We start from the raw sequence: 15,961 nt of genomic DNA on the forward strand, positions 1-15,961 counted from the left end.
GGGGCGAGTCAGGGCGATATTCGGGTTGTCGCCCTGACTCGGGGTTTGAAAAGGGGCCGACAATTCGGGTGTCGGCCCCTTTCTCCTCGTTAAGGGCCGTTCTCCCCGTCACGGGCAGGGACGACCGAGCTCGGGCGAGATTCAGCCGACCGGCCTGGGGATCTCCAGCCAGAGGTCGACCTCGTCGTCCTCCGACTCCGCGCCAAGTGCATTCGCCGCGCCGTCGTCCGACATGCGCAGGCCCACAACGGTCACCGCGGTCTTCGACGACCGGGGTACGGTCCGGATGATCAGCTTGTCCGTCGTCGTCCCGCGGATGGCGTCCGCCAGCCGCCGGAGCACGGTCTCGAGCCCACGCTGGTCGATGTCGTCGATGCCGCCCTCGTCCAGCAGGCTGACGACGACGCCACGGCGGCGCGCATCCATCACCTCGCGACGGACATCGTCATTGAGCAGGCGGCGACCGCGGATCTCGTCGCGGATCGCGCCCTCGAGATACCGGCACTCACGTCGCTCCGCCTCGGTGAGGTCTCCCCCGCGGCGGACGATCTCGGCGAGCATCGGAGCAGCGACCCGGTAGGTCTGGCGGAGCCGCAGCTGGCGCTCCATGACGTGCGCCTCCTGGGCAGCCTGCCACTCCGTCGCCTCGCGCTCGGCACGGGCGAACTGGAGGGCATCGCGGCCGGCTTTCGCGAGCGAGCCAGAGATCACGACGGCGACACCGACCCACACGACCGAGCCGATGACGCCGAGCCCCGCGAGCGCGCCGAGACCGGCCCAGACGACCGTCTGCACGGCCAGGAAGGCGACGCCGGCCCACGCGACGATCTGCTGCCGCCGGACCGCGCAGATGGTCATCAGCGTGCCGACGGCGGCGACGTACCAGGTGGCGTATCCGTTGTCCTTGGACGGATCCAGCTGGCTCGTGACGAGGATCGGGATGACGACGCAGACGGCGAGGTCGAAGGCGGCGAGCCAGAGCGGCATCTTGGTCGGGCTGGTGGGCCACAGGCTCATCACCGTCGCGACACCGTACAAGACCATCGCGACGACGATCGGGCCTGCCGTGCGCGGCATCCACAGCGACGACAGCGCGAGGAAGAGGTGATAGGCGGAGAAAAGAGCGCCGAGGATGAGGAAGAGGACGCGATTGAGGGTGATCACTCCGCCGCCTCCGTCTCTCGCGCCTCTCTCGGTGCGAAAGGACCCTGCTGGTCGAAGCGGGCCGCCCCGGGCGCCTGGGCGCCGACGGGCTGCGGTTCGGCGGACGGCCAGAGGATCGTGACGGTCGTGCCCTCGCCTGGTTCGGAGCGGATGTCCGCGCGACCGCCGACCTTGGCGAGACGGTCGCGGATGCTGATGCGCAGGCCGAGCCGCTCCGCCGGCACTTCCGCCTCGGTGAACCCGCGTCCGTCGTCGCCGACGATGATCTCGACCGTGGCCGCCGGTCCGCCACCGCGGATCGACAGGCCGCGGTGCACCTCCGGGCCGCCCGCGTGCTGCATGCTGTTCACCATCGCCTGGACCGCGGCCGAGTAGACCGCCTCGGCGACGTTCACAGGCAGCATGTGCACCTCGACGTCGCGCACCTCGACCTCGAACGGCGATGAGAACGCGTTGGCGGAGGTCACGAGGCGCTCTGCGAGCTGGTTGAGGCCGACCAGGGACTGGTCCTCCGGCGTGGATGCCTCGGCTGCGTGCAGGTGCCCGATCGCGTCGGCGGCCATCGCCGCCGCGAGCTCCTTCTGCTCCGGTGTCCTCGCGGAAGCGGCCGAGAGCAGGGTCGTGAGCACGCTGTCGTGGACGATGGCGTCGACCTGCACGCGCTCGACCTCAGTCGCGTGCTGGCGGACCGCGGTGGCGTACCGGGCGAGCGCCTGGCTCTGGGCCGCATCCACCGCGCTCGACGCCTGGCGCATCATCGCGATGATCGCGAGGATGACGCCGCCGAGGATGATGGCGTAGATCGCGTCGAGCGCACCCAGCTCGAATCCGACGCCGCCGCCGGCCGGAAGCGCCCGGACGACGCCGTAGGCGATGGGCGCGATGAACGTGTAGGCGATCGCGAGCCACAGCGGGTAGGCGACAGCCGCGAAGGCCGTGAAGACGGAACACAGGAACCACACCCACGGCTTGTCGGAGCTGAACGCACTCGGGTCGCGGACGAGCAGCGGCCAGGTGACGATCGCCGCGAGGTACAGAACCGACAGGACGCCCATCGCGATCTTCACCCCGCGCTGCACGACAGCGAGGATCACGGTGAGGGCGAGGCCGCCGAAGATCCCGATCATCCAGACGGCGCCCCACGGCTCGCGGAGCGCGCTGAGCTGGCCGAGTGCCGTCGGGAGGGTCTGCAGACCGAAGACGAGCCCGAAGGCGGACACCGTGCGGTCGGCGATGCGCTCGATCCGCGCCCGGCTGAGGGGGTTGCGGGGCTTGGCCGGTTCGAGCGGCGCCCCGGGTCGAACCCCGCTAGGAGCGCTCATTGCCTGTCTCGGGGTCGAGCCCGGGAAGGATGCCGTCCTCCACGGCGCGTCGGAGGAGGTCCACCTTCGTCGGCGCCGGCCGCCCGACTTCCACGTACTTGACGCGGATGCGGTCGAGGTACTCGCGGGCGGTGGAGTTCGCGATGCCCAGCTGGGCGGCGACCGCCTTCAGAGGGAGGCCGGAGGCGTACAGGTGCAGGACGTCGCGTTCGCGTCGCCCGAGCTGCGCTTTGGCGAAGTCACTGTCGGCGTCGATCGCCGTCGCCCATTCGAGGTTGTTGAGGACGTCGCCTCGGGCCACCGTCGCGATAGCGCTGATGACCGTCGTCGTGGGTGACGACTTAGGGATGACGCCTGCAGCTCCGGCGGCGAGCGCCTCGCGGACGCTGGCCACGCGATCGGCGATGCTGTGCACCAGCACTGCGGCCCCGGTCGCCTGGGCCCGCTTGACGTTGTCGGTCACCTTGGAGCCGTCGCCGAGCGACAGGTCGAGGACGACGACGTCGCACTCCTGGGAGCCGAGCTGGGCGACGAAGTCGTCCACCGTCGGAGCGGTCAGGACCACGTCGTAGCCGGCGTCCTGGCAGGCCGCCTTCAGCCCGAGACGCACGGACTCGTGATCGTCGACGATTGCCACCCGCACCATGTTGACCATCGTAGGGGGTGAATGCATGCGGAGGGTCGTCCGGACGTCAGCGCGTCCGTGTGGGCGCGTGTCGGTCGTCGACTCGCGCCCCGCGCGTCAGCCCGTCATCCCGTCAGCCCATCAGCCCATCAGCCCATCAGCGGGTGAGGGTGGCGACGGCTTCGACGTGGTGGGTGTTCGGGAAGAGGTCGAAAGCGCGCATCCCGCGCAGGTCGTAGCCGTGGCCGGCGAAGAAGGCGAGGTCGCGGGCGAGCGCGACGGGGTCGCAGGCAACGTAGACCACCTGGGCGGGCGAGAGGGAGGCGATCGCGTCGACGACCTCGCGGCCGGCCCCGGAGCGGGGCGGGTCGAGGATGACCGTCGCGGCGCGCAGCCGGGCGCGCTCCGCCGCCGACGCCTCTCCGGCGAGCCGGGTGACGTAGCGCTCGACGCGGTCGGTGATCGCCGAGGCGCCGACCCAGTCGGCGAGATTCTCGGCCGCGTCGTCCGTCGCGGCCTCGTCGCTCTCGACGGAGGTGATGCGGAGCGTCGAGCCGAAGCGGTCGCCGAGCGCGGCGGCGAGGAGGCCGACGCCGCCGTACAGGTCGAGGTTCGCCGCACGGGGGTCGAAGAGCGCCTCGTCGACCGCGGACTGCACGGCCTGTGTGAGGGTCTGGGCGGCGCCGCGGTGCACCTGCCAGAAGCCGCGAGCATCCAGCCGGAACTCGCGGTCGCCGACACGCTCGCGGATGGGGACCGGACGGCGCCGCGGTCGGACGTTCCGCCGTCCGGAGCGCACGGGCTTGTCGTTGACGAGCACGTGGGAGGCGCCGAGCCCGGTGGCGACGACGTCGACCGACTCGGCTCCGGGGAACTGCTGCCCGAACGGGGTGGCCTCCTGGACGGCGTCGGTCGCGAGGGGCAGGTCGGTGACCGGGATGACGGTGTGCGAGCGCTGCACGTACGGACCGAGGCGGCCGGCGCCGTCGACCTGCAGACGGACGCGGGTGCGCCATCCCGTGCCGTCGGCCGTTTCGCCCTCCACCGGCTCGACGCGGACCGGGGAGCCGTCGACCCCGGCTGCGGCGATCGCCTCGGGGGGCAGCTTGGCTGTGCGCTGCAGGGCGTCTTCGATCACGCGCCGCTTCAGCTCGCGCTGGTGGTCGAGCCGGATGTGCCCAAACTCGGCGCCACCCGCACGCTCGGTTGGCCGGCGCTCGATGGCGGCGGCTCCCCACACGTGCGGTTGCCGTTCGGGCGCGGCCTCGACGACCTCGACGACCTCTCCGCGCCAGAAGCGCTCGTGGCTGGTGTCCGCGATGCGGACGCGAACACGCTCGCCCGGCATCGTGTCGGGCACGAAGACGACCCGGCCCTCGTGGCGTGCGACGAACACCCCGCCGTGGGCCACGTTGGTAATGTCGAGCTCGACCTCGTCCTTCTGGGGCATCCTTCGAGCATCCCACAGGTGACCATGCGCCTCTACCTCGCCTCCACCTCGCCCGCCCGCCTCGCGTTGCTGCGTGCCGCCGGCGTCGAGCCGGTGGTCGTTCCTTCGCACGTCGACGAACCGGCCGCTGTCGCCGCGGCGGAGGCCGAGCACGGTCCGCTGAGCGCCGACGCGATGGTCCAGCTGCTCGCGCGGCTGAAGGCGGAAGCGGTGCGCGGCACCCTAGACGGCGAGCCGATCGACGGGCTGATCCTGGGCGGCGACTCGGCCTTCGCGATCGACGGCGCGATCCACGGCAAGCCCCACCTCCCCGAGGTCGCCCGCGAGCGCTGGATGCAGCAGCGCGGACGCACGGGCACCCTCCATTCCGGCCACTGGCTGATCGACCATCGCGACGGTCGGGAGAACGCCGCGGCCGGCGCGACCGCCGTCGCCTCCGTCACGTTCGCGGACGTCACGGATGACGAGATCGACGCCTACGTGGCGAGCGGCGAGCCGCTCGAGGTGGCGGGCTCCTTCACGATCGACAGTCTCGGCGGACCCTTCATCACCCGGGTGGACGGCGATCCGAGCACGGTGGTGGGCCTCTCCCTTTCGACGCTGCGAGAGCTCGTGCGCGAGCTCGGCGTGCCGTGGACATCGCTCTGGAACCGCGGTCGCTGACGCAAGCCGTTGTAGGCTGCCGGAGTCTTCGGTCGCCCATTTTTGTGGGGATCGCCCAAATCCACTCCGATTTCGAGCAATAGGCTAGGGAACTGTGCCACGTATCACCAAGGTTTTGATCGCCAACCGCGGCGAGATCGCCGTCCGCGTCATCCGTGCGGCGAAGGACAGCGGGATCGCCTCCGTCGCCGTGTACGCGGACCAGGACCGGGACGCCCTCCACGTCCGCCTCGCCGACGAGGCCTACGCGCTGGACGGGACCACGAGCGCCGAGACGTACCTCGTCATCGACAAGCTCCTGTCGGTCGCGCGCCGCTCGGGTGCCGACGCCGTGCATCCGGGTTACGGCTTCCTCGCCGAGAACGCAGACTTCGCCCGCGCCGTCATCGACGCCGGGCTGACCTGGATCGGCCCGTCCCCGGAGGCCATCGAGCGCCTGGGCGACAAGGTCTCCGCACGTCATGTGGCCGAGAAGGTGGGGGCGCCGCTCGCCCCCGGAACGCTCAACCCCGTCAAGGACGCGGCCGAGGTGCTCGACTTCGTCGATGTCTACGGGCTTCCTGTCGCCATCAAGGCGGCGTTCGGGGGCGGTGGCCGCGGCCTGAAGGTCGCCCGCGCCCGCGAGGAAGTGGCGGAGCTGTTCGAGTCGGCCACGCGCGAGGCGATCGCCGCCTTCGGCCGGGGCGAGTGCTTCGTCGAGAAGTACCTCGACCAGCCGCGCCACGTCGAGACCCAGTGCCTCGCGGACGCCTACGGCAACGTCGTCGTCGTCTCCACACGCGACTGCTCGCTGCAGCGCCGGCACCAGAAGCTCGTCGAGGAGGCGCCCGCGCCGTTCCTCACCCCCGAGCAGACCGAGAAGCTCTACTCGTCGTCCAAGGCCATCCTCAAGGAGGTCGGTTATCAGGGCGCCGGGACGTGCGAGTTCCTCATCGGCAAGGACGGCACGGTCTCGTTCCTCGAGGTGAACACGCGCCTCCAGGTCGAGCACTGCGTCTCGGAGGAGGTCACCGGCATCGACCTCGTCCGCGAGCAGTTCCGTCTCGCCGAGGGCGGCGAGCTCGACTACGACGACCCGGCTCCCCGCGGCCACTCGTTCGAGTTCCGCATCAACGGTGAGGACGCCGGCCGCGGCTTCATCCCCTCCCCCGGGCCCGTGCATGTCTTCAAGGCCCCCAGCGGCCCCGGCGTCCGCGTCGACAGCGGCATCCAGGCGGGCGACGTGATCAGCGGCTCGTTCGACTCCATGCTGGCCAAGCTCATCGTGACCGGCGCCAGCCGCGAGGAGGCCCTCGAGCGCTCCCGCCGCGCGCTGGACGAGTTCGAGGTCGCGGGCCTTCCGACCGTCCTCCCCTTCCACCGCGCCATCGTGCGCGACCCCGCCTTCGCACCGCAGGACGGCGAGCCGTTCTCCGTCTACACGCGCTGGATCGAGACCGAGTGGGTCAACGAGATCGAGCCGTGGTCGGGCGAGCTCGGCGACCAGCCGGCCGCGGAGCGCCGCAGCAATGTGGTCGTCGAGGTCGAGGGCAAGCGCATCGAGGTCTCCCTCCCCGCGCGTCTCCTCAGTGGTGGTGCCGGCGAGCCGTCCGGTGCCCCCGCTCCGCGTCGCCGCGGCGCCGCGCACGCGGTGGACACCGCGACCGGCGACTCCGTCACCGCTCCGATGCAGGCCACCGTGGTGAAGGTCGCCGTCGCCGACGGCGACCCGGTCGTCAAGGGCGACCTGGTGCTGGTGCTCGAGGCCATGAAGATGGAGCAGCCGCTGACCGCCCACAAGGACGGCACCGTCTCCGGCATCAACGCGAGCGTCGGCGAGACCGTCTCGTCGGGCCACTTGCTGCTCAACATCGTCTGACACCACCGCATCGTCTGACACCACCGCATCGTCCGACACCACCGCATCGTCCGAGACCGGCGTCCGCGTCGCGAGCCGCGCCATATCGCGCGCCCGACGCGCCGCCAACCATCTTCCGAAAGGGAGGAGCACCGCCGACATTCGGGCGGAAGCTCCTCCTTTTCGCGCGTCATCCCGCCGCCGCACGACGCAACTCCTCCCTTTCCAGCGACCCGAGCAACTCCTCGATGGTCGCCACCGTCGCGTCCGGGCTCCGAAGTACCTGACGCGCCGTCAGCCGCAACCTCGGCAGACCCTGCAGTGTCATGGCGACATCGCGGCGGCGATCGCGCTCGAACGCTTCGCAATCGGCGTGGAACTCGAATCCGTCGATCTCCAGATAGAGCACCCCATCCACCCGGGCATCGACGCGCCCGACTCCAGGGACGGCGAGCTGCTGCTCGACGATGTGACCGCGAGCCGTGAGACGCTGCCGGAGGAGGGACTCGACGCCGGAGTCCGAACCGGGCCGCGCACGTTCGGCGAGACGTCTGGACCGATGCGGTTCATCCGCGAACACCCGTCGCAGCCCGTGGCGTGTCACCTGGCCGGTAGAGATCGCCGTGTCGAGCACCGCGATGGCGGTCTCGTCCTCTGCGCACCGCACGGCGCTGCGCAGACAATCGGCCAGCGAAACACGCCACACCTCGCTGTGCCGTTCTGCGCGACCCCAATGACGGACCGTCCGGTCATCGGCGGCTCCTGCCCGTCCGGCGTGGGGAGGAACCAGCAGATGTGTCCGTTCGTCCTGGCCGCCCCACAATCCGTATGTGCGGGCGGCGGTGACACAGCAGAGGCGCCCGCCGGCCCGCAGGGCTGAAATGGCGGCGTCACCGATCCCGGGAAGGGCATAGCGACCGTTCCGCGGCCGCAGGAGGCGACCTTCGCGCACGGCGGCGGACAGGACGTGCCCCCGCGCCCCGGCCTCCTTCAATTGGCCGAGCGACGCTGCGCCACCGAGGCGAGTGAGTTCCGTCATCCAATCCATGTCCCCATACTGCGGAACGGCGGCTGCCGTCAGGACGGACAGGGGCGATCTGTGGAGAGATCCACTCGGGTGTCGATTGTGCACACCGTGTGTCCCGCGGGACGGAAAGGGAGGAGATCGCAGCCGACACGCCGCCGGAACGCCACGAACGGAGGAGATGGGGACGGGAAACCCGCAGGAACTCCTCCGTTCCGCGGGCGGCCCAGCGTCAGGCGTCAGCCGGTCGCCTCCGTGGGGTCGCCCTTCAGGTCGATGCTGATCTCGTCGGCGTCGAGGTTGCTCAGGGCGCCGGCGAGGACGTCGGCGCTGAACGCGCCGTCGTCGCGCGCATCGAGAAGGGCATCGCGCTGGGCCCGCAGCTGAGCGAGCCGCGCCCTCTTGTGCTCGGCGAACGCCTCGGGCGTGCGCTCGGTCGTCGTCGACACCGGGACGGTCTTCGCCGCGTCGTAGAGGAGTTCCATCAGCTTGCGCCGTTCCTGCCGCTCGGCCTCCGGGTCGGCCGCCGCGGGCTTGACGGCCTTCAGCACGAGCCCAAGGGTGCCGCCCTGGAGAAGTAGCGACCCCGTCGCTACGAGGAAGGCGATGAGCACGAGCACCGAGCGGCCCGGCGTGTTGTCGGGCAGCGACTGGGCGGCCGCGACGGTGACGGCGCCGCGCATCCCCGCCCACACCACGATCGTGCCCTCACGCCACCCGAGCGGGGCTCCCGTGAAGTACTCGATGTCGGCCAGCAGTCGTCGGAGGCGCGTGCCGAAACGGGTCAGGTTCTCGACGGTCGGGATGCCGCGACGCGCGAGCAGGCGACGCCGTCGCTCGGCCTGCTTGGGCGAGAGGGGGCGTCGGCCAGCGGAGTCGCCGAAGACAGGGTCCGGGAACGCGGGGTCCGGGAATGTCGGATCGGGCACAACGGTCGCCGCGACGGCGGAGGACGCAGCGGGCGCAGGGTCGGGCGAGGTGTCCGCCGGCACGTCGGCACCCGATCCCGCGCCGGACTCGTCTCCGACCTCCCCCGCGGCCGCCGACGAGCCGGCCGCGAGCGCCCGCTGCTCCCCCGGTTTCGCGATGCGCTCGGCGATCCCCCGCCGCACCGCCTCCGGATCGGTCAGGTGCTCCTGCAGCTGCTCCAGGCGCGGCCGAATCCGTTGCCTTCGCTTACTGCGCCGGGCCAGCAGAGCGAGCAGGGGCGCGACGAACGCGGCGCGCACCAGGATCGTGAGAAGGAGAGCGCCCGCAGCGATTCCGATGGCGGGCGCCACCCCGGAATGGTCCTCCTGCACGTCCTGCACGATTCCGAACAGCTCCAGGCCCATCGTCAGGAAGATGAGCCCCTCGAGGATGAGCTCGACCGTCCGCCAGTTCTGCGCATCCGACAACCGGTGTTCCGGCGAGAGCACGCGCGGCGCGCGGCTGCCGGTCACGAGGCCGGCGACGACAGCGGCGACGAGGCCGGAGGCGCCGAGCGCCTCTGCCGGGATCGAGGCGAGGAACGGCACGGTGAACGAGATGACGGTGTTGACCGTGGCGTCCTTCACGCGAGCACGGACGAGCAGGTTCAGCCAGCCGACCACCACGCCGAAGACGACGGCCACGAGCACCGAGTACACGAACGAGAGCGTGACCGCACCGACCGTGAACGACGCGCCGGCGGCGGCCACGGCTGCTCGCAGGAGCACGAGCGCGGTCGCGTCGTTCAGTAGGCTCTCACCCTCGAGGATGGCCACGACGCGCGGAGAGACGCCCGCCCGTTTGACGATCCCGGTGGCGACGGCGTCGGTCGGGCTGACGATGGCACCGAGGGCGATCCCCCAGCCGAGACCCAGGCCCGGGATGACCCAGGCGAAGAACAGCCCGAGCAGCACGGAGCTCACGATCACGAGCAGGACGGAGAGCCCGCCGATCGCCCCGAACTCACGCCGGAAGTTCATGGCCGGCATGGACACGGACGCCGAGTAGAGCAGCGGTGGGAGCACCCCCGCGAGGATCCACTCCGGTTCGAGCTCGATCGCCGGCACGAACGGCAACAGGCTCACCAGGATGCCGATGACCATCAGGATCAGGGGCGACGCGACGCCGAACCGCGGCCCGAACGTCGTCGCCGCGGCGATGGTGAGCACCGCGAGCACTCCGATGACGAGCCCGACCTCCATCCCCCTGGCCTCCCGTCAGAGCACGATGTGCATCGCGCGCGCTGCGTCGGTGATCGAGCCGGAGAGGGACGGGTACACCGTGAACGCCCGGGCCACCTGATCCACCGTCAGACGCTGCTCGACGGCGAGCGCGAGCGGGAAGATCAGCTCGGATGCCCGTGGTGCCACGATGACGCCTCCGATCACCGTGCCGGACCCGGTGCGCGCGAACAGCTTCACGAAACCGTCGCGGATTCCGAGCATCTTGGCGCGCGGATTGGATTTGAGGGGCAGTTTGTAGATGTCGCCCTGGGCGATGCCCTCCTCGATCTGCTTCTGGCTCCAGCCGACCGTGGCGATCTCGGGCTGGGTGAAGATGTTGGAGCTGACGTTGCGCAGCTCGATCGGGTTGACCGCGTCGCCCATCGCGTGGAAGACGGCGGTGCGGCCCTGCATCGACGCGACCGAGGCGAGCGGCAGGGAGTCGGAGCAGTCGCCGGCGGCGTAGATGTTCGGGATGGACGTGCGCGCGACCCGGTTGACCCGGATGTTCCCCGAGTTGGTCACCTGCACCCCGGCCTCCTCGAGCCCGATGCCTGCGGTGTTCGGGACGGAGCCGACCGCCATGAGACAGTGCGAGCCCTCGATCGTGCGTCCGTCGGTGAGCGTGGCGACGACGCCGTCCTCGGTGCGGACGACCGACTCGGCACGCGACTTCGAGAGGACCTGCATGCCGTTCCGCTTGAAGACGTTCTCGATGACGCGCGCGGCGTCGGCGTCCTCGCCCGGGAGCACCTGGTCGCGCGACGAGATCAGCGTCACCTTCGAGCCGAGCGCCGTGTACGCCGAGGCGAACTCCGCGCCGGTGACGCCCGAGCCGACCACGATGAGGTGCGACGGCACCGTCTGCAGGTCGTACAGCTGGGTCCAGGTGAGGATGCGCTCCCCGTCGGGCACGGCGGAGGGCAGCACGCGGGGCCGGGCGCCGACGGCGACGACGATCGTGTCCGCCTCCACCCGGTCGAAGTCGGTCCCCGCCTCCTTCGAGGTGGAGACGATGATCGCGCTCGACCCGTCGAGCCGCCCCTCTCCGGTCACGATGCGGACGCCGGCGCGAACGAGCTCGGCCCGCATGTCCTCCGACTGCTGGCGCGCGAGGCCCATCAGCCGCTTGTTGACCGCGGCGAGGTTCACGGCGATCTCCGGACGCACCGGCTTGCCCGTCTCGCCGCGCGAGAAGAACTGGACACCGAGGTCGGCCGCCTCGGCGAGCGCATTGGTCGCCTCCGCGGTGGCGATGAGGCTCTTCGACGGCACGACGTCGGTGATGACGGCGGACCCGCCGACGCCGGAGCGCTCGACGAGCGTGACATCGGCGCCGAGTTGCGCGCCCGCGAGCGCCGCCTCATAACCGCCGGGGCCGCCGCCGAGGACCGCGATGCGCTGTTTCCGCTCGAATTCGTACGCCATACGCTCCATTCTTCCGTATGGGGTGCACCGATGCGCATTCGGCTCCGAGCCTGTGGAAAGCCGGCCGCTCAGTAGAGTTGGCTCATGCTGGAATCCATCACCAACCCGCTCGACGACCCCTCTGCCGACCCGTTCGAGGTCGCTCGGGAGGCCGCGGGCCAGCTCGCCGAGAAGACGGGCGTCGAGCGCCATGACATCGCGCTCACGCTGGGCAGCGGCTGGGGCCGTGCCGCCGACCTGATCGGCGAGACCGTCGCCACCGTCCCCGCCACCGAGATCGTCGGCTTCAGCAAGCCGGCTCTCGAGGGCCACGTCGGAACGCTGCGCTCCATCCGACTGCCGAACGGCAAGCACGCACTGGTCATCGGCGCGCGCACCCACTATTACGAAGGGCACGGCGTGCGCCGGGTCGTCCACAGTGTCCGCACCGCCGCGGCCGCCGGAGCGACCACGATGGTGCTCACCAACGGTGCCGGCGGCATCAAGGAGCACTGGAAGCCGGGAACGCCCGTCCTCATCTCCGACCACATCAACCTCACGGCGGACTCCCCGCTCGAGGGCGCCACCTTCATCGACCTCACCGACCTCTACTCTCCGCGTCTCCGTGCGCTCGCCCGGACCATCGACCCCAGCCTCGACGAGGGCGTGTACACGCAGTTCCGCGGTCCGCACTACGAGACGCCGGCCGAGGTCCAGATGGCCAAGACCATCGGAGGCCACATCGTCGGGATGTCGACAGCGCTCGAGGCGATCGCCGCCCGCCAGGCCGGCATGGAGATCCTCGGGATGTCGCTCATCACCAACCTGGCGGCGGGCATCCAGAAGACGCCGCTCAGCCACCAGGAGGTCATCGACGCCGGTCGTGCCGCGGAGCCGGTGATCAGCGCCCTTCTCGCCCAGATCGTGGAGGCCCTGTGACCGACAACGCGACGTCCACGAAGAAGGACACCCCGGAGCTGCTCAGCGAGGCCCGCGCCTGGCTTGCGCAGGACCCCGACCCGGAGACCCGTGACGAGCTGGATGCGCTCATCGTCGCCGCCGAGGCGGGCTCGGCCGAGGCGATCGCCGACCTGCACTCGCGGTTCGACGAGCGGCTCGCGTTCGGAACCGCCGGTCTGCGCGGCGCCATCGCCGCAGGCCCCAACCGCATGAACCGCGTGCTCGTGGCCCAGGCGGCCGCAGGATTCGCGCGCTGGCTTCTGGAGCACGCCGAGGGCGGAACGCCGTCGGTCGTGATCGGGTACGACGGACGCAAGAACTCCGACGTCTTCGCCCGCGACACCGCGGAACTCATGGCCGGTGCGGGCATCCGCGCCGTGCTGCTCCCCCGCCTCCTGCCGACACCGGTGCTCGCGTTCGCGGTCCGGCACCTGGATGTGAGCGCCGGCGTCATGGTGACCGCCAGCCACAACCCGCCGAACGACAACGGGTACAAGGTCTACCTCGGCGGAGACGACCACGGCTCGCAGATCGTCTCGCCGGTCGACGCCGAGATCGCCGCGCACATCCTCGAGGTCGCTCAGGGCAGCGTGGCCGACCTGCCGCGCTCCGACCGCTACGAGATCGCCCCCGACGACGTGGAGCAGGCCTACATCGACGCGACCGTCGCGGTGGCCGTCACGGACACCCCGCGTGACGCGGTGTCGTTCGTGTACACCGCGATGCACGGCGTCGGCTGGCGCACCGCACGCGAGGTGTTCGCGCGTGCCGGATTCGCCACCCCCACCCCGGTCACGGCGCAGATCGACCCGGATCCCGCCTTCCCGACCGTCGCCTTCCCGAACCCCGAGGAGCCGGGCGCGATGGACCTGTCGTTCCAGACCGCCCGTGACGCCGGGGCCGACCTGGTGATCGCGAACGATCCGGATGCCGACCGGCTCGCCGTCGCGGTGCCCGACCCGTCGAGTCCGGATGGATACCGACGGCTCTCCGGCAACGAGGTCGGCGCCCTGCTCGGCTGGCGCGCCGCCGAGATCGCTGTGGAGCGGGCGGATGAGCGCGGCGCCTTCGGGACGCTGGCCTGCTCGGTCGTCTCGTCGCCGGCCCTCGCCGCGGTCGCGCACGCGTACCGGCTCGACTTCGCCGACACCCTCACCGGGTTCAAGTGGGTGTCCCGCGCCCCCGGCCTCGTCTACGGCTACGAAGAGGCGCTGGGCTACCTGGTGAACCCCGACACCGTCCGCGACAAGGACGGCATCTCGGCCGCCGTCGCCCTGCTCGATCTGGCGAACGGACTCGCCGCGGACGGCGCCACCATCGCCGGACACCTGGAGGCCTTCGCCGAGCGGTTCGGCTTCTTCGCGAGCGACCAGATCTCGCTACGGGTGACGGACCTTTCGCGCATCGGCGAGATCATGGCGGCGCTGCGGTCCACTCCGCCGAGCCATCTGGGCGAGGTGCGCGTGACGCAGATCGACGACCTGCGCGACGGATTCGGCGGACTGCCTCCGAGCGATGTGCTGCGCATCCTGCTGGAAGACGGCTCCCGCGTCATGGTCCGCCCGAGCGGCACGGAGCCCAAGCTGAAGATCTACATCGACGCATCGAGCGACGAGGGTACGGTCGAGCAGCGCCGGCAGACGGCGACCGACCGGGTCGCCGCACTGGCCGAGGCGATGCGCCTGCTCGTCGCCTGATCCCGACGGTCCGGCGCGGCCCCGCCTTCGCGGGGCCGTGCCAGACCAGCGGATCTGGTTCAGACCCGCTCGACCCGCCTCAGACGGTCACCGCGCGCGGAGTCCGCGCCAGATAACCGACGACGAAGACGCCGAGCGCTCCCAGAGTGACCAGGGCTCCCGCCAGCGGCACGGCCACGGCCCCTCCCGCCGACAGGGCGAGCGCCCCGATCGGCGGCGCGATCGCGATCCCCACGTACATCGCCGTCGAGTACCACGACAGCGCGAGAGCCGAGCTCTCCGGGTCGACGTGGACGAGGCGGTGCTGCACCGGGATGGCGATCGCGAACGCCGCGACGCCCCACAGCGCGAACACGACGACGGACGCGACGAAGGACGCCTCGGCGAACGCGAGGACCACCAACATCACGGCTTGTCCGGCGAGGGCGACGATCGCGACGATCCTGCTGCCGAAGCGGTCGGTGAGCGGACCCGCGACCGAGTTGCCCGCGACTCCGGCGACGCCGTAGGCGAGCAGCAGGACGGCGAGCAGCGACCCGGAGCCGCCGGTCGAGGCATGGGTCACCGCCGCCGAGAAGATGTAGACGATGTTGAAGCCGGCGACCATGAGCAGCGTAGTTCCGAGCGGCGCCACGATACGGAGGTCGGCCAGCGGGGCCAGCCGCCGACGCAGGCTGACCGCCGGAGGCACGGGCGCGCCGCGAACGACGAGCGGGATCGCTACGACCAGCACCACGGCGATGCCGACGATGCACCAGAGCGCGAAGCGCCAGCCCGCGACGCCGCCGAGGGCGGTGCCGAGGGGCGACCCGACCGCCGTGGCCAGCGTGAAGCCGGCTCCCACGATCGCGAGGGCCTGTCCTCGCTTGCCCGGCCGGGCGAGCGATGCCGCCGCCGCGGTGGCCGTTGGGACGAGGGCGGCACCGCCGAGGCCGGAGAAGGTGCGTCCGGCGATGAACAGCGGGAGGTTCGGAGCAAGCGCCGAGGCGGCCGTCCCGATGGCGAAGACCGCGAGTCCGGCGGCCATGAGGGTCGCGCGCGGCACGCGCGGAAGGAGGATGGAGACGGCCGGTGCGGCGACCGCAACGACCAGCGAGTAGGTGGTGATCGACCAGCTGACCTGAGTCGCCGTCGCGCCGATGCTCTCGCCGACGCGCGGCAGGAGGCCCGCGATCACGAACGCGTTCGTGCCGACGACGAACAGGGCGAGGGCGAGCACCAGCAGGGCCGGAAGCGTCCTGCGGTATGATTGTTCGATGAACGTCATACCATTACGGTACGACTATTGTTCGATGATTGTCAAACAATTGTGGTGAGATGACCGACTACCCCACGCCCGACATGGCCGATGTGCAGCTCGTGGATGTGCTGCGCGCCCTCGCCGACCCCATCCGGCTGCAGATCGTCCGGGTCCTCGCGGACGGCCGCCCGCATCCCAAGTCGATGACCGAGTGGGGCGTCGACATCCAGAAGTCGACCATGGCGCATCACTTCAAGACGCTGCGCGAGGCCGGTGTCACGCGCACGATCGTCTCCGGCCGCACGCACGAGATCCAGCTGCGTCGGGAGGAGCTGGACGACCGTTTCCCCGGGCTCGTCGAGGCCCTTCTGCAGGGCTGA

13 protein-coding genes are annotated in these 15,961 nt (G+C 70.8%); 5 read left to right on the top strand and 8 right to left on the bottom strand.

Annotated features, from left to right (window positions below; translation table 11 throughout):
• Positions 1–141 precede the first annotated feature (141 nt).
• From BLR91_RS13205 to BLR91_RS13220, 4 genes are all read right to left on the bottom strand, one after another.
• Positions 142–1,164, bottom strand: a complete 1,023-nt coding sequence (locus tag BLR91_RS13205) for a hypothetical protein (protein ID WP_018190025.1) — start codon at positions 1,162–1,164, stop codon at positions 142–144.
• Entirely contained in the window at positions 1,161–2,486 is a 1,326-nt protein-coding gene (locus BLR91_RS13210) for a sensor histidine kinase (protein WP_089874785.1), read from the bottom strand. The genes BLR91_RS13205 and BLR91_RS13210 overlap by 4 nt, the downstream gene beginning before the upstream one ends.
• Positions 2,473–3,132: a response regulator transcription factor gene (locus BLR91_RS13215; RefSeq protein ID WP_018190023.1), complete on the bottom strand. Its 660-nt coding sequence runs from the start codon at positions 3,130–3,132 to the stop codon at positions 2,473–2,475. Before BLR91_RS13215 ends, BLR91_RS13210 begins: the two co-directional genes overlap by 14 nt.
• Positions 3,133–3,268: 136 nt before the next feature.
• The gene (locus BLR91_RS13220; protein ID WP_089874783.1) at positions 3,269–4,561 is read right to left on the bottom strand and encodes a class I SAM-dependent RNA methyltransferase; all 1,293 of its coding nucleotides are present in this window, start codon (positions 4,559–4,561) and stop codon (positions 3,269–3,271) included.
• 24 nt (positions 4,562–4,585) lie between these two features.
• Between BLR91_RS13220 and BLR91_RS13225 the strand changes: the two genes are divergently transcribed.
• Together BLR91_RS13225 and BLR91_RS13230 are read left to right on the top strand one after the other, a co-directional pair.
• Positions 4,586–5,224 (top strand): Maf family protein, encoded by a 639-nt coding sequence (locus BLR91_RS13225; RefSeq protein WP_172823276.1) that lies wholly within the window; start codon positions 4,586–4,588, stop codon positions 5,222–5,224.
• 94 nt (positions 5,225–5,318) lie between these two features.
• Entirely contained in the window at positions 5,319–7,082 is a 1,764-nt protein-coding gene (locus BLR91_RS13230) for an acetyl/propionyl/methylcrotonyl-CoA carboxylase subunit alpha (protein ID WP_026307072.1), read from the top strand.
• Positions 7,083–7,251: 169 nt separating this feature from the next.
• Here BLR91_RS13230 and BLR91_RS13235 read toward each other — a convergent pair whose 3' ends face one another.
• The 3 genes from BLR91_RS13235 to BLR91_RS13245 all read right to left on the bottom strand — a co-directional run bounded on the left by BLR91_RS13235 (position 7,252) and on the right by BLR91_RS13245 (position 11,705).
• The gene (locus BLR91_RS13235; RefSeq protein ID WP_089874778.1) at positions 7,252–8,109 is read right to left on the bottom strand and encodes a hypothetical protein; all 858 of its coding nucleotides are present in this window, start codon (positions 8,107–8,109) and stop codon (positions 7,252–7,254) included.
• Positions 8,110–8,324: 215 nt separating this feature from the next.
• A complete protein-coding gene (locus BLR91_RS13240) occupies positions 8,325–10,256 on the bottom strand; it encodes a cation:proton antiporter domain-containing protein (protein WP_089874776.1) in 1,932 nt (643 codons plus the stop codon).
• A gap of 15 nt (positions 10,257–10,271) precedes the next feature.
• Positions 10,272–11,705, bottom strand: a complete 1,434-nt coding sequence (locus BLR91_RS13245; RefSeq protein WP_018190017.1) for an NAD(P)H-quinone dehydrogenase — start codon at positions 11,703–11,705, stop codon at positions 10,272–10,274.
• 84 nt (positions 11,706–11,789) lie between these two features.
• Between BLR91_RS13245 and BLR91_RS13250 the strand changes: the two genes are divergently transcribed.
• Both BLR91_RS13250 and BLR91_RS13255 read left to right on the top strand, forming a co-directional pair.
• Positions 11,790–12,623, top strand: coding sequence for a purine-nucleoside phosphorylase (locus tag BLR91_RS13250; RefSeq protein ID WP_018190016.1), 834 nt, complete (start codon positions 11,790–11,792; stop codon positions 12,621–12,623).
• Complete coding sequence (locus BLR91_RS13255) at positions 12,620–14,341, top strand: phospho-sugar mutase (RefSeq protein ID WP_089874774.1); 1,722 nt, start codon at positions 12,620–12,622, stop codon at positions 14,339–14,341. Before BLR91_RS13250 ends, BLR91_RS13255 begins: the two co-directional genes overlap by 4 nt.
• Before the next feature lie 79 nt (positions 14,342–14,420).
• Here the strand turns inward: BLR91_RS13255 and BLR91_RS13260 are convergent, their stop codons facing one another.
• The gene (locus BLR91_RS13260; protein WP_089874772.1) at positions 14,421–15,608 is read right to left on the bottom strand and encodes an MFS transporter; all 1,188 of its coding nucleotides are present in this window, start codon (positions 15,606–15,608) and stop codon (positions 14,421–14,423) included.
• Positions 15,609–15,658: 50 nt separating this feature from the next.
• Between BLR91_RS13260 and BLR91_RS13265 the strand changes: the two genes are divergently transcribed.
• Complete coding sequence (locus BLR91_RS13265) at positions 15,659–15,961, top strand: ArsR/SmtB family transcription factor (protein WP_018190013.1); 303 nt, start codon at positions 15,659–15,661, stop codon at positions 15,959–15,961.

This window comes from Leifsonia sp. 466MF (assembly GCF_900100265.1).
In the GTDB taxonomy this organism is placed as follows: Bacteria; Actinomycetota; Actinomycetes; order Actinomycetales; family Microbacteriaceae; genus Leifsonia.

Excerpts from the sequence above, each read along its gene's own strand:
- BLR91_RS13210 (WP_089874785.1), bottom strand. The coding sequence starts at position 2,486 with ATGAGCGCTCCTAGCGGGGTTCGACCCGGGGCGCCGCTCGAACCGGCC.
- BLR91_RS13215 (WP_018190023.1), bottom strand. The coding sequence starts at position 3,132 with ATGGTGCGGGTGGCAATCGTCGACGATCACGAGTCCGTGCGTCTCGGG.
- BLR91_RS13220 (WP_089874783.1), bottom strand. The coding sequence starts at position 4,561 with ATGCCCCAGAAGGACGAGGTCGAGCTCGACATTACCAACGTGGCCCAC.
- BLR91_RS13225 (WP_172823276.1), top strand. The coding sequence starts at position 4,586 with ATGCGCCTCTACCTCGCCTCCACCTCGCCCGCCCGCCTCGCGTTGCTG.
- BLR91_RS13235 (WP_089874778.1), bottom strand. The coding sequence starts at position 8,109 with ATGGATTGGATGACGGAACTCACTCGCCTCGGTGGCGCAGCGTCGCTC.
- BLR91_RS13240 (WP_089874776.1), bottom strand. The coding sequence starts at position 10,256 with ATGGAGGTCGGGCTCGTCATCGGAGTGCTCGCGGTGCTCACCATCGCC.
- BLR91_RS13245 (WP_018190017.1), bottom strand. The coding sequence starts at position 11,705 with ATGGCGTACGAATTCGAGCGGAAACAGCGCATCGCGGTCCTCGGCGGC.
- BLR91_RS13250 (WP_018190016.1), top strand. The coding sequence starts at position 11,790 with ATGCTGGAATCCATCACCAACCCGCTCGACGACCCCTCTGCCGACCCG.
- BLR91_RS13260 (WP_089874772.1), bottom strand. The coding sequence starts at position 15,608 with ATGACGTTCATCGAACAATCATACCGCAGGACGCTTCCGGCCCTGCTG.
- BLR91_RS13265 (WP_018190013.1), top strand. The coding sequence starts at position 15,659 with ATGACCGACTACCCCACGCCCGACATGGCCGATGTGCAGCTCGTGGAT.